Below are 12,531 nucleotides of genomic sequence, written 5' to 3' on the forward strand. Positions count from 1 at the left end.
AGACACCTATTTTTAGTAGGTGTCTTTTTCTTTTACTTCTTAAATAATGACAAATTAATGGAATACATTGATTGCACTAACTAAGTAGTTAGTTTGTACTTTCATTTCACCTGAAATCATTGAAGCTTTCGAAACATAATTCGCATTTTCATGCGTAATCGATTCCAATTTTTCAACAGCACGGCCAAGCTCTTTTAAACCCGCACTCTGCTCTGTGGATGCGAGACTGATTTCACCAATTAAATCGGTCACATTTTTAACATGTACCACAATATCTTCCATTGTTCCGACAGTTTCATTGACCTGCTTTGAACCCACTTTGATATTGCTACTTGAAGCATTGATCAATGCTTTGATCTCTTTCGCTGCTTCAGCACTGCGCTGTGCCAATTCTCTTACTTCTGTTGCAACTACGGAGAAACCTCGACCCTGTTCACCCGCTCTAGCCGCTTCTACGGATGCATTAAGTGCAAGGATATTCGTTTGGAAGGCAATGCTATCAATAACACCAATGATATTACTAATACGATCAGAGCTTTTCGCAATATCATTCATGGTAGTAACGATATTATCCATTGCACTACCTCCTTTTATCGCTGCCTCACAAGTGATATTAGAGAGATTATTTGCCTGCCCTGCCGTTTCACTATTACTGCTTACTGCTGTTGTTAATTCATTCATCGTTGAAGCAGTTGCTTCAACATTGCTGGCGGTTTGCTCTGTTCTCACATACAGATCGCGATTACCTGCGGCTAATTGATCACAAGAAATATCGACTTGATGAATTTGATGACTCACATCACTTACCAACCAACGGAACATGCGTCCTAATTGATTAACGGAACGCTGTGTCATGCCCACTTCATCGATGCGATTGATATACGTAACGTTATGTTCATCGCCAGTTGCAACTCGATTCGCTTGCTCATTAAGTAGTCTAATTGGCTTAACAAGCTGAAAATAGAGAATACGTTCATTTGCCATCAGTAATACCAGCAAAATCGCGATATGCATAAAAAGAGTATAACCCGATAAACCAGCAAACCATGCACTTAACAACATAAAAGGTAAAGGTAAGAGGATAAAGAGACGGAGTCGTTTTTTTAATGAAATTGTTTGATTCCATGAGCGCCAACGTTGCCATCCTTTATAAACAAAAGCGCCTTTTAAAAACGTGTGTGAAGGGTATTTACCTTGATTAAAAGCGGCGTAAAGTGCTGAGGCTTGTGCTATTTCTTCTTTTTTTGCCGCCGTCCTTACCGACATAAAACTTTGAATTTTACCCTGACGTATAATAGGAGTGACATTCGCTCTTACCCAATAGTGATCCCCATTTTTACGCCGATTTTTAACGATCCCAGTCCAAACCTCACCTTGCTTTAAAGTTCTCCACATATCCTTAAAGACTTCTGAAGGTATATCTGGATGCCGGACAAGATTATGGGGTTTCCCCACCAACTCTTCGACTGAAAACCCACTGGCTTCGACGAAATCCTCGTTGGCATAAATAATATTGCCATCAAGATCTGTCGTCGACATCAGTGTTGCGTTTTCAGATACCGGGTATTCTCGCTGTGTCACCGGTTGATTGTTACGCATTAGTTACTCTCCTCGACATTGAAATTAAAACATCTCAACAAAAAAAGACTGCCTAAATAACTATCGTTTCGGCCGTTAGGAGAATAACTTTAGTAATAAGTGTAAATACCTACATTTAAATATTAGTTTTTTGAATCAGTTCAAAATTTTTAATTATCTAGGCTATTAATTAATGCCTGTGAACTTAGCACTAATGTCTTCGCACACTCATCACGTTTCTTTAATAACGCCATAAAAATAAGGTCAGTGATCGTATTTTGTGCTGTACGTGAAGAGATTGAAGCGCTTCGCCACTCACCTTCATCCGCAATTGTTTCTAATATATAATCAGAAATTCTTCCTAATGGAGAGTGTTTTTCGCCTGTAATAGCAATGATTTTTGCTCCCTGTTTTTTAGCCACAGAGGCCGCAACTAACATATCTTTTCTTTTGCCGCTATAAGAAATAACTATCTGCAAATCCTTTGAACTTAACATTTGAGCAACAGATATCTGAACATGATGATCTGTTTCAATCAGAGTGGTTATTCCTATTTTCTGTAATTTATAACTTAAGTCTCTTGCGACTAACCCTGAACCACCAATACCAATAATCTGAACTCGCTGAGCTTCATCAATAAGCTGGATCACCTTTTCAAAATGAAGGTAATTAATTTGGCGAGTGGTATCACTGATAGAATTATTCTTCTCTTGAGCAAGTTTTTGAGCTATTACAACTAAGCTATCTTCAGAGCCAATCTGATTATGTAATATGCTAGGATCCTGCCCTGTATTTGCATTTTTTCGCCCAAGATCTTCACTAATTGCAAGCTTCAAAGAAGGAAAACCTTTGAATCCAATTTTTTGGCTAAATTTAACAATAGCTGATTGACTCACACCCATTGTTTCAGCAAGTTGCTGTGATGAAAGAGTGACCGTTTTTTCTGGGTTCTCTAAAATATAATCCGCTATTTTACGTTGATTTGTCGCCATACCAGGCTTGATCCACGCAATTTTCGTTAATGTTGGCATAATGACAATATCCACTTCGAGTACAATATAGTTATATATGGAATAATTTTGATAAAACGTTTAATACCTAAAGTAATTAAGTTTTTAGAATAAAATCAATTAGAAACAAAATATGAGATACAATAAATCATAAAAAAAGTAATATTATTATCGAAATACTTGTTCTTATAATAACGTTATATTGACTCTTTTTATTCAATCTCTCACACATTAACCTCTATATTTTATAATACTTAATTTAATTTTTTCCAATTTTAAATAATAATTTATTCTTCTTAGTCAACAACACGATATAAACTGAATATACTTATATTCAGCAAAATTGCGTTTTTAAACATAATAATTAACTAAATGACAATATAAAACACATTTTAAAAACATTAACACAATAAAAAACCTTTAATTACAAATAGTAATAAGGAATAAATAATTCCTTCATAGGGGAATTATTTTTATTTTTAATGATACAAAAATAGGTTAAACAACATATTTAAATAAAAAGACGGATATTAAAAAGAGTAAAAACCCAAAACCAATAAGCATTTTATATGATTGACACTGTAACATACATAATAAAGATGACAGATGATCGCAGATCTCTCTTTTGATAGATTAATACTCTTTTTTTGATACACATTCAGAAAGATCATTTTAACCAAACTTAAAAAAACATCACTTTAATCAAGAAAGTTAATTTATCTATTGATTTATAAATGTTTTTTAATTTACCCTATCCAAATCAAAGGTACACAAAGTGCCGTTAATAATCCCATCGAGATATTAAAAATAAACCAAGACTGTCTGCTTTGTAAAAATAGACTAATTAATGTTCCGCCTAATATCCAAACAATACCGGCAACGAAATTAACAATAACCATAACAATACTAATAGCAATAACAGAGCTAAAATAAGCATCGCCCGATAAACTGAAGCTTCCTACTGCACCTAATCCCATCATCCACGCTTTTGGATTTAGAAATTGCAATAATCCGCCCTGAAACCAGCTTACTGCTTGGGGCGTTTTTGCTGGAATATCTAAACGCTGATAAGATGATGTTGCTGTTTTCCAAGCAAGCCAAAGCAGATACGCACTCCCGACTACCTTCAATCCAATATGCAGTGCAGGATAAATTATCAATAATGCGGCAACACCAAATGCAGAACTCAGCAAAACACATTGCATACCTAGTATAATGCCAGCCATCAGCTTTAATGAGCTTTTAAAACCTACATTAGCACCTGATGAAGTAAGCAATAAGTTGTTGGGTCCAGGCGTGATAGCAGCAATAAATAGGAAAATTGCTAACGATGAAATCAGACTAATTGTCATTATAAGTGCTCAAAGATGTGACAGATGTTTTATTTTCACCGAAAATAGCAGTATGTTATTTAGCAAACAAGTGTTAATTCATTTTGATAGACGGAAAATATGTCTCAATACTTTAATCCAATGCGTTGGGCTAAAAATCCACATTTACAAACGCTCTTACCAAGAATTGTACGTAGGACACCACAACTTACGCCACATTGGCAACGACTCAATCTCCCAGACAACGATTTTGTCGATTTAGCGTGGAGTGAAGATCCGACAACAGCACTCAATAAACCGCGCTTAGTCATTTTTCATGGCTTAGAAGGTGGATTTAGTAGCCCTTATGCTCACGGCATGTTAGCCGCAGCAAAAGAGAGAGGCTGGCTAAGCGTTGTGATGCACTTTAGAGGATGTAGTGGTGAACCCAATAGACAAAAGCGCATTTATCACTCTGGTGAAACGGAAGATGCTCGCTACTTCTTAAATTGGTTGAAAAAGGAATTTGGTGAGCAACCAACAGCCGCCGTTGGCTACTCTCTTGGTGGAAATATGCTTGCCTATTATCTCGCAGAAAGCGGTGAAAATGCGGTTGTAGATGCTGCCGTTATTGTCTCTGCGCCATTAATGCTAGAACCATGCTCAACAAAAATTGAACATGGCTTTTCTCGTTTTTATCAATGGTATCTGTTAAAAGAGCTGAAAAATAACGCGACACGCAAGCTTATTCGCTATCCTGAATCATTACCAATCAGCTTATTGACGATAAAATCCATTAAAAAACTACGTCAATTTGACGATCTTATCACGTCTAAAATTCACGGATTTAAAGATGCGTTAGATTATTATCGCCAATGCAGTGCATTACCTTTATTAAATAAAATAAAGAAAACAACACTGATTATTCACGCGAAAGATGATCCTTTTATGTCTGCGGATGTTATTCCTGATATCACAACCTTACCAAACAACATTGAATATCAACTCACCGAGTTTGGTGGGCATGTCGGTTTTGTAAGTGGAAAACTTTCTAAACCCGTGATGTGGCTTGAAAGCCGAATACCTGACTGGTTATCCGCTTATTTGGAGAAAACCAAATGATAATTCCTTGGAATGAGCTTTCCACAGAGACACTTGATAATCTTATTGAAAGTTTTGTTTTACGAGAAGGCACTGATTATGGTATCCAAGAGAAAACGCTTGAACAAAAAGTCGCCGACGTAAAAAAACAACTTAAATCCGGTGAAGCCGTATTGGTTTGGTCAGAACTTCATGAGAGCGTCAATATTATGCCGGCATCGCAGTTTCGCTCTGGTTAGTTATTCAAAGCAAGCGATGTATCGCCGTCAATAAGGGCCAACCTTATTTAGCAAAAGGATAACCTATGTCAATCAAGCATCCGATCATCGCAGTGACTGGCTCAAGTGGTGCAGGAACTACCACAACAAGCCAAGCTTTTCGTAAGATATTCCAACAACTCAATGCAAATGCTGCATTGATTGATGGAGATAGTTTCCATCGCTATACCCGTCCTGAAATGGATATGGCGATAAGAAAAGCCAGAGAACAAGGTAGACATATCAGTTATTTTGGCCCTGAAGCAAATGATTTTAGCTTACTGAGTAAGACCTTAAGTCAGTATAGTGATACAGGACAAGGTCAATCTCGCAAGTATCTACACTCTTATGATGAAGCCACTCCCTACAACCAATTACCAGGTACATTTACACCTTGGGAGCCTTTGCCAAACAATACCGATGTTCTCTTTTATGAAGGGTTACACGGGGGCGTTGTCACCAATGAGCACGATGTCGCACAACATGTTGATTTACTAGTGGGTGTTGTCCCTATCGTAAACCTAGAGTGGATACAAAAGCTTATTCGAGACACCACAGAAAGAGGACACTCACAAGAGGCGGTAAGAGATTCGGTTGTACGCTCAATGGATGATTATATTAGCTATATTATTCCTCAATTCTCACGCACTCACATTAACTTCCAACGAGTTCCAACGGTTGATACTTCAAACCCTTTTTCTGCCAAAGCAATCCCCACTCTCGATGAAAGCTTTATTGTTATTCGTTTTCGAGGCTTAACCGATATTGATTTTCCCTATTTACTTGCGATGTTGCATGGCTCATTTATGTCAACAATAAATACTATTGTTGTACCGGGCGGGAAATTAGGATTAGCGATGGAATTAATTATGGCGCCATTAGTCAAAAAATTATTAAATGGCGAAAAGATAAGTTAACCAAAATAAAATTTATCTCTATAAAAATAATATCCCATTAATTAAGGGATATTATTTTTCGAATTAAACTTTATTTTAAAATATCAAAATTAGTCGGCATCTTTTATTTCAAATGAATGCGTAATATTGGCTGCTTTTCCTAGCATTAAAGAAACAGAACAATATTTTTCTGCGGATAATTGAACAGCTCGTTCTACGATTTTATCCGTTAATTCTTTACCTGAAACAATAAAATGTAAATTGATATCAGTAAATAGACGAGGGGCTTCTTCGCGTCTTTCTGATGTTAATTTCACTTCACAATCAGTCACTTGGTGACGACCTTTACGTAAGATGCTCACAACATCAATAGCGCTACACCCACCTGCAGCAATTAATACCATTTCCATTGGGCTTGGTGCTTTATCACCCGAATTTCCATCCATCATGATTTGATGACCAGAAGAAGACTCACCGACAAAAGATAAATCTTCTACCCACTTAACTCTCGCTTCCATTTATTTTCCCCTAAAGATGACAGAAACTAAAAGAGTACATTCTCATAATTCAACTAGCAATTAGCAAATAGGTTTATTATGCTGACTGCGTAAAACGAGACTTAATGCACTAATTGTGTTAAAAACAATATCTGCTTGATGATAGTGGTTAAGATCAATGCATTATTTTCTCATTTATTATAATCTACTCCATATTAACTTACCGTGTTCTCAGGAAGTTAATAGGTAAAGATAGGATTTTTAAGCACGCTGTATCAAAAGGGAACCTATCCGTTTTGAAAGGCTGCATTTAACGTACAGAGGATAACGCGAATGGTTCTCGGCAAGCCGCAAACAGACCCGACTCTTGAATGGTTTTTGTCACACTGCCATATTCACAAATATCCATCCAAGAGCACGCTGATCCACCAAGGTGAGAAAGCGGAAACACTTTATTATATTGTTAAAGGTTCCGTGGCTGTTCTTATTAAAGATGAAGAAGGAAAAGAAATGATCCTCTCCTACCTAAATCAGGGGGATTTCATCGGTGAACTTGGATTATTTGAAGAAGATCAAGAACGTAGTGCATGGGTTAGAGCAAAAACAGCCTGTGAAGTAGCAGAAATTTCCTATAAAAAATTCCGTCAATTAATTCAGGTTAACCCTGATATTCTGATGCGCCTTTCTGCTCAAATGGCGAACAGATTACAAACAACATCAGAAAAAGTAGGTAACCTTGCTTTCCTTGATGTTACAGGCCGTATTGCACAGACCTTACTAAACTTAGCAAAACAACCCGATGCCATGACGCATCCTGATGGCATGCAAATTAAAATTACACGTCAGGAAATTGGTCAAATCGTTGGTTGTTCACGCGAAACTGTAGGCCGTATTCTCAAAATGCTAGAAGATCAAAACCTGATCTCAGCACACGGTAAAACTATCGTCGTTTACGGGACTCGCTAAGTTTCCCCACCCCGAACAAACAATAGCCCAATAAAAGGGCTATTGATGATACAATCTGTATAAACCCCATCCTTATAGATGGGGTTTTTAGTCCGCACTACCCTTTTACAAATTCCGCAATAGCCGCTTTTAATGCCACCATTCCTTCTTGTAATTCTTCTTGGGTAATAATTAACGATGGTGTAAAACGCATTACATCTGCTCCTGCGTTTAACATCATTAAGCCATGTTTGGCAGCAAGACTGAGTAACTCTTTGGCTTTACCTTTATATTGTGGTGCCAATTGCGCACCGATCAATAAACCTTGTCCACGGATTTGCGAAAAGACATCGTACGTTTGATTAATTGCCACCAGTTCATTCACAATCCATTGATAGCGCTTTTCTACACCCTCAAGTACCTCAGGTGTATTAATTAAATCAAATGCGACATTACCCACTGCACAAGCTAATGGATTGCCACCATAAGTTGTACCATGAGTCCCTACGCCCATTACAGAAGCTATTTCATGTGTTGTTAACATCGCACTGAGTGGAAAACCACCTCCTAGCGCTTTTGCAGTTGTAATAATGTCTGGTGTCACATCATAGTTCATATAGGCGAAAAGCTTGCCTGTACGTCCCATACCTGTTTGTACTTCATCAAGAACAAGCAGAGCTTGATGCTTATCGCACAATTCACGTAGCCCCCTCATAAACTCAGGTGTTGCTGCCGTGACACCACCTTCACCTTGCACAGGTTCCAATACGACAGCACAAGTATGGTCGTCAATAACAGCTTTAACCGCCTCTAAATCATTGAAAGGAATATGCACGATATCTGCAGGCTTAGGGCCAAAACCATCTGCATATTTAGGTTGCCCACCAACAGATACTGTAAACAGTGTTCTGCCGTGGAATGCATGGTGAAAAGCAATAATTTTAGTTTTATAAGGACTATGGCGAGTGATGGCATAATGGCGAGCCAACTTAAATGCTGCCTCATTCGCTTCTGCGCCTGAATTGGCAAAAAAGACACGTTCTGCAAATGTGTTATCTATTAATTTTTGTGCTAAACGCAATGCTGGTTCATTAGTAAAAATATTACTAACATGCCAAAGTTGTTCGCTTTGTTCTTTCAAGGCTTGATTAAGAGCAGGATGAGCATGCCCCAGTGCTAAAACAGCAATACCACCAGCAAAATCAATATACGATTTTCCCTGCTGATCCCAAACACGGCTACCCATCCCTTTGACAGGAATAAATTCTGCGGGTGAATAAATTGGCAACATTACTTGATCGTAAGTTGCCCGGTTGATGCTTTGCTTTGTCATTACCCCACCTGATCGTTATTCATATTCAATATGAAAATATAATCACTAAATATGAATAAAAAATCAAATGTGGTTTTGTATAAAAAGGCGTTATTTCGCTATTTAAATGCTATCCATTTAATATTTAAGGAAATTATTTAATAGCTCATGCCCTTGTTCACTTAAAATACTTTCTGGGTGAAATTGAACCCCTTCAATTGGCAGAGTACGATGGCGAATTCCCATAATTTCATCAACATTTCCATCATGTTGGCTCCATGCCGTCACTTCAAAAGGTACGGGTAATGTCGTCGCATCAATCACTAAAGAGTGGTAACGCGTCACATTTAAAGGCCGATTAAGTCCCTTAAAAACACCTTGTTGATTATGATGTATTAATGAATTTTTACCATGCATCACTTCTCGTGCTCTGATAACTGATGCACCAAAAGCTTGTCCTATCGCTTGATGTCCAAGACAAACGCCAAGAATAGGAATTTCACCGGCAAACCGCTGTATAGCCTCAAGAGAGATCCCTGCTTCATCAGGAGTACAAGGTCCTGGCGAGATAACAAGATGTGCTGGCATCATCTTTTCTATCTCTTTAAGTCCGATCTCATCGTTACGCTTAACAACAACCTCAGCACCCAATTCACAGAAATACTGATAGAGGTTGTAGGTAAACGAGTCGTAATTATCAATAAGTAACAGCATATTAGCCTATCCGACTGATTTTCTTATCATTATCTATTTTATTACTATTTTAAAGCGAGTGTAGATTTGCCAAAATAGCTCGTTGTTTAACCGACTTGGGTACAACAAAGCCGATTATCATAGCACAGGTGTAAAATATGAATAGTAAGCAAGAAAACCTGCTGATTTATTGCGCAATAACAAGAATGACGGTAATTGATGATGAATAGAGTGATTAATAGCGTAGTGAATACTTATTGCAGGAGATCACACGAAAAAAGGAAGGATCAAAAAGATTTTTTTTGTACTAAAAATCCCGGAATGAAAATATTCATTCCGGTTTATATGCATTTTATCTTATTAGAATAAGTAAATATCCTATCCTAATAATGCGTTTATTGTTTTACGACTTCCGCAGATAAAATAGTGACCGTTTTTACTGGCACATTTTGGTAAGGTCCAATATTACGAGTTGGAGCTTGTGAAATTTTATCAACTACATCCATTCCTTTCACAACTTTACCAAATACGGCATAGCCAAAATCACGTTGACCGTGATCTAAAAATGCATTGTCAGCCACATTAATAAAGAATTGGCTGGTTGCGCTGTCTTTATCTGATGTGCGAGCCATGGCAATAGAACCTTTTACATTGCGTAATCCATTGTCGGCTTCATTTTTAATTGGCGCTCTGGTTTGTTTTTGCTGTAAATCAGCAGTAAAACCACCGCCTTGAACCATAAAGCCAGGAATAACACGATGAAAAGTGGTGCCGTTATAGTACCCATCTTCGACATACTGAATAAAATTTTTCGTTGTAATTGGGGCTTTTTTATTATCCAGTGATATTTCAATATTGCCTTCAGAGGTGACTAATTTAACGAAGGTTTCTCCCGTTGCCATTGCAAAAGTCGCTGTTGTTAAAGTGCAAGCGGTAACGAAGGTGACAAGAAAACGTTTTAACATGCAGGGATCCTTTACTTTAATAGTCTACAACTTACTTTATATGCAGCGATTCTAATTCGCTGAGGTAAATAGTGCCAATCATTTACCTTTATTTACGCTCAATAAGTCTAATTACGTTATAACAGGGTAAATTTTAATTTTTAAGCACTGTTATAAGTCATTAAATTGCGCCAAAATAGAGCAAATAAATATTTTAGATATTCATTTTCATGCAAAATTGAAATGAGTATGCATGAAAAGCCGCATTATTTCAGAGAGGTTTATACCATAATGACCCAATTTAATTACCAAAAAGCACATTTCATCATCAGTGCGCCTGATATCCGTCATTTACCACCAGATACAGGAATTGAAATTGCCTTTGCGGGTCGCTCTAATGCCGGTAAATCCAGTGCTTTAAATGCGTTAACCCAACAAAATGGATTAGCCAGAACCAGTAAAACCCCAGGCCGTACGCAATTAATCAACCTTTTTCAAATTGAAGAAGGCTTACGCTTAGTCGATTTGCCAGGCTACGGCTATGCCCAAGTTCCTGAAGAAATGAAGCGTAAATGGCAACGCTCTTTAGGTGAATACCTACAAAAAAGAGAGTGCTTAAAAGGTGTGGTTATTTTAATGGATATTCGTCATCCATTAAAAGATCTCGATATGCAAATGATTGACTGGGCTGTGGGCTCAGAGCTTCCTACTCTCGTTTTACTGACTAAAGCGGATAAACTCGCATCAGGCGCGCGTAAAAAGCAGTTAATGAGCGTACGTGAAGAGCTGGCAAATAAAGTAGGCGATATCCGCGTAGAATACTTTTCATCATTGAAAAAAATTGGCATTGATAAGCTACGTAACACACTTAATGAATGGTTTTCAAGCTCAGAAGAACAGCCTAAAAATGATGACAACGCTTAATTATCTTCTTTTTTCTCAACGATAGCGTTCTGATCTTCTATTGATAAAAGGGAAATCACTTTTCCCTTTCACTTCTCGCACAAACCACTTCAGTGAATTTTAGATAAAAAAATGCCCCAGTCGAAATAAAGTCGACTGGGGCAGCTAATATTCAGCTAAATCCGATTACGTGAAGTAAAAGGTCTGAAAGATAGAACATCTTACCTCTGTACCCTACGAGAGATAATGTACTCTATTTTATTGGTTAATAAAAGCCCTTTTGTAATTTTTTTTCACATGCAGACACGATTCAGCTATGTGTTTATGTATTCAAACCATAAATAAATGTAGTTTAATTACATAATTATGAGACTTTAATCACTTACGTGAATATGATTAAAAATAGAACAAATCACACAAAAGGTGCGGTTTATCCTTAATGATTTTGTGATACGCTTATTGCGAGACCGTAGTAAATATGTAATTAGCGATAAAATGAGGTATCCATGGCTGTATTAACGCTCCTGCGTTTTCCAGATGAGCGTCTGCGCAGAGTCGCAGTACCAGTGGAAAAAGTAGATGACGAAATACGCACATTAATCGATGACATGATTGAAACCATGTACGCAGAACGAGGTATTGGCTTAGCAGCACCTCAGGTTAATGTATCTAAACGCATTGTTGTAATTGATGTTTCTGAAAACCGAGATCAACCGATTGCACTTATCAATCCTGAAATTATCAGCACTGAAGATGAAGTGATGGATATGATGGATGGGTGTCTATCTATTCCAGATTCTTTTGCCCCAACAGAGCGTTACCGCTTCTTAAAGGTTAAGGCATTGGATAGAAATGGTAATGAAATTGAACTTGAAGCCTCTGATTTGTTTGCAGGCTGCATTCAGCATGAGTTAGACCATCTTGATGGCAAACTCTTTATTGACCATTTATCTCCGTTAAAACGCCAACGGATTGAGAAAAAACAGAAAAAATTAAGCAAGCTGATAGACTCGCAAGTTGCTTAATTATTCACTTATCTCTTTTTCACATGTTGATAAGTTTTGACATAAAAAAGCTCGGTAATT

The 12,531-nt window shown here is 37.5% G+C and carries 14 protein-coding genes; 6 read left to right on the plus strand and 8 right to left on the minus strand.

Annotated elements, in window-relative coordinates; translation table 11 throughout:
* Positions 1 to 54: 54 nt before the first annotated feature.
* From ACWPWK_RS08675 to ACWPWK_RS08685, 3 genes are all read right to left on the minus strand, one after another.
* Complete coding sequence (locus ACWPWK_RS08675; protein WP_109374243.1) at positions 55 to 1,599, minus strand: methyl-accepting chemotaxis protein; 1,545 nt, start codon at positions 1,597 to 1,599, stop codon at positions 55 to 57.
* Between the two features lie 149 nt (positions 1,600 to 1,748).
* Positions 1,749 to 2,609 (minus strand): SIS domain-containing protein, encoded by an 861-nt coding sequence (locus ACWPWK_RS08680; protein WP_109374242.1) that lies wholly within the window; start codon positions 2,607 to 2,609, stop codon positions 1,749 to 1,751.
* 725 nt (positions 2,610 to 3,334) lie between these two features.
* Positions 3,335 to 3,940 (minus strand): LysE family translocator, encoded by a 606-nt coding sequence (locus ACWPWK_RS08685; RefSeq protein ID WP_109374241.1) that lies wholly within the window; start codon positions 3,938 to 3,940, stop codon positions 3,335 to 3,337.
* 99 nt (positions 3,941 to 4,039) lie between these two features.
* Here ACWPWK_RS08685 and ACWPWK_RS08690 point away from each other — a divergent pair, with 99 nt between their 5' ends.
* The 3 genes from ACWPWK_RS08690 to ACWPWK_RS08700 all read left to right on the plus strand — a co-directional run bounded on the left by ACWPWK_RS08690 (position 4,040) and on the right by ACWPWK_RS08700 (position 6,173).
* A complete protein-coding gene (locus tag ACWPWK_RS08690; RefSeq protein WP_109374240.1) occupies positions 4,040 to 5,020 on the plus strand; it encodes a hydrolase in 981 nt (326 codons plus the stop codon).
* Positions 5,017 to 5,238 carry a YheU family protein gene (locus tag ACWPWK_RS08695; protein ID WP_023583288.1) on the plus strand — a complete coding sequence of 74 codons (222 nt, stop codon included), beginning with the start codon at positions 5,017 to 5,019 and terminating at the stop codon, positions 5,236 to 5,238. The genes ACWPWK_RS08690 and ACWPWK_RS08695 overlap by 4 nt, the downstream gene beginning before the upstream one ends.
* A 65-nt stretch (positions 5,239 to 5,303) precedes the next feature.
* Complete coding sequence (locus ACWPWK_RS08700) at positions 5,304 to 6,173, plus strand: phosphoribulokinase (RefSeq protein ID WP_109374239.1); 870 nt, start codon at positions 5,304 to 5,306, stop codon at positions 6,171 to 6,173.
* An 89-nt stretch (positions 6,174 to 6,262) separates the two neighbouring features.
* Here the strand turns inward: ACWPWK_RS08700 and ACWPWK_RS08705 are convergent, their stop codons facing one another.
* The gene (locus ACWPWK_RS08705) at positions 6,263 to 6,670 is read right to left on the minus strand and encodes an OsmC family protein (RefSeq protein WP_023583286.1); all 408 of its coding nucleotides are present in this window, start codon (positions 6,668 to 6,670) and stop codon (positions 6,263 to 6,265) included.
* A gap of 312 nt (positions 6,671 to 6,982) precedes the next feature.
* On the opposite strand from ACWPWK_RS08705, the gene crp reads away from it, so the two are divergent.
* Positions 6,983 to 7,615, plus strand: a complete 633-nt coding sequence (gene crp / locus ACWPWK_RS08710; protein WP_004246872.1) for a cAMP-activated global transcriptional regulator CRP — start codon at positions 6,983 to 6,985, stop codon at positions 7,613 to 7,615.
* A 97-nt stretch (positions 7,616 to 7,712) separates the two neighbouring features.
* On the opposite strand, the gene argD is transcribed toward crp, so the two are convergent.
* From argD to ppiA, 3 genes are all read right to left on the minus strand, one after another.
* The gene (argD, locus tag ACWPWK_RS08715) at positions 7,713 to 8,927 is read right to left on the minus strand and encodes a bifunctional acetylornithine/succinyldiaminopimelate transaminase (RefSeq protein WP_109374238.1); all 1,215 of its coding nucleotides are present in this window, start codon (positions 8,925 to 8,927) and stop codon (positions 7,713 to 7,715) included.
* Positions 8,928 to 9,044: 117 nt separating this feature from the next.
* The gene (locus ACWPWK_RS08720) at positions 9,045 to 9,620 is read right to left on the minus strand and encodes an aminodeoxychorismate synthase component II (protein ID WP_100159719.1); all 576 of its coding nucleotides are present in this window, start codon (positions 9,618 to 9,620) and stop codon (positions 9,045 to 9,047) included.
* Positions 9,621 to 9,994: 374 nt separating this feature from the next.
* On the minus strand, positions 9,995 to 10,564 hold the full coding sequence (ppiA, locus tag ACWPWK_RS08725) for a peptidylprolyl isomerase A (protein WP_069369599.1): 570 nt from the start codon (positions 10,562 to 10,564) through the stop codon (positions 9,995 to 9,997).
* A 270-nt stretch (positions 10,565 to 10,834) separates the two neighbouring features.
* Between ppiA and yihA the strand changes: the two genes are divergently transcribed.
* Positions 10,835 to 11,467 carry a ribosome biogenesis GTP-binding protein YihA/YsxC gene (gene yihA / locus ACWPWK_RS08730; RefSeq protein ID WP_109374237.1) on the plus strand — a complete coding sequence of 211 codons (633 nt, stop codon included), beginning with the start codon at positions 10,835 to 10,837 and terminating at the stop codon, positions 11,465 to 11,467.
* Positions 11,468 to 11,618: 151 nt separating this feature from the next.
* On the opposite strand, the gene ACWPWK_RS08735 is transcribed toward yihA, so the two are convergent.
* Positions 11,619 to 11,666: a hypothetical protein gene (locus ACWPWK_RS08735; RefSeq protein ID WP_438361642.1), complete on the minus strand. Its 48-nt coding sequence runs from the start codon at positions 11,664 to 11,666 to the stop codon at positions 11,619 to 11,621.
* Between the two features lie 286 nt (positions 11,667 to 11,952).
* Here ACWPWK_RS08735 and def point away from each other — a divergent pair, with 286 nt between their 5' ends.
* Complete coding sequence (gene def, locus ACWPWK_RS08740) at positions 11,953 to 12,471, plus strand: peptide deformylase (protein ID WP_109374236.1); 519 nt, start codon at positions 11,953 to 11,955, stop codon at positions 12,469 to 12,471.
* Positions 12,472 to 12,531 lie beyond the last annotated feature (60 nt).

It is taken from the genome of Proteus sp. Marseille-Q3619, assembly GCF_965283115.1.

Bases quoted from the DNA above. Each gene is read 5' to 3' on its own strand.
- ACWPWK_RS08675 (WP_109374243.1), bottom strand. From the start codon at position 1,599: ATGCGTAACAATCAACCGGTGACACAGCGAGAATACCCGGTATCTGAA.
- argD (WP_109374238.1), bottom strand. From the start codon at position 8,927: ATGACAAAGCAAAGCATCAACCGGGCAACTTACGATCAAGTAATGTTG.
- ACWPWK_RS08685 (WP_109374241.1), bottom strand. From the start codon at position 3,940: ATGACAATTAGTCTGATTTCATCGTTAGCAATTTTCCTATTTATTGCT.
- crp (WP_004246872.1), top strand. From the start codon at position 6,983: ATGGTTCTCGGCAAGCCGCAAACAGACCCGACTCTTGAATGGTTTTTG.
- ACWPWK_RS08690 (WP_109374240.1), top strand. From the start codon at position 4,040: ATGTCTCAATACTTTAATCCAATGCGTTGGGCTAAAAATCCACATTTA.
- yihA (WP_109374237.1), top strand. From the start codon at position 10,835: ATGACCCAATTTAATTACCAAAAAGCACATTTCATCATCAGTGCGCCT.
- ACWPWK_RS08705 (WP_023583286.1), bottom strand. From the start codon at position 6,670: ATGGAAGCGAGAGTTAAGTGGGTAGAAGATTTATCTTTTGTCGGTGAG.
- ACWPWK_RS08720 (WP_100159719.1), bottom strand. From the start codon at position 9,620: ATGCTGTTACTTATTGATAATTACGACTCGTTTACCTACAACCTCTAT.
- ppiA (WP_069369599.1), bottom strand. From the start codon at position 10,564: ATGTTAAAACGTTTTCTTGTCACCTTCGTTACCGCTTGCACTTTAACA.
- ACWPWK_RS08700 (WP_109374239.1), top strand. From the start codon at position 5,304: ATGTCAATCAAGCATCCGATCATCGCAGTGACTGGCTCAAGTGGTGCA.
- def (WP_109374236.1), top strand. From the start codon at position 11,953: ATGGCTGTATTAACGCTCCTGCGTTTTCCAGATGAGCGTCTGCGCAGA.
- ACWPWK_RS08680 (WP_109374242.1), bottom strand. From the start codon at position 2,609: ATGCCAACATTAACGAAAATTGCGTGGATCAAGCCTGGTATGGCGACA.
- ACWPWK_RS08695 (WP_023583288.1), top strand. From the start codon at position 5,017: ATGATAATTCCTTGGAATGAGCTTTCCACAGAGACACTTGATAATCTT.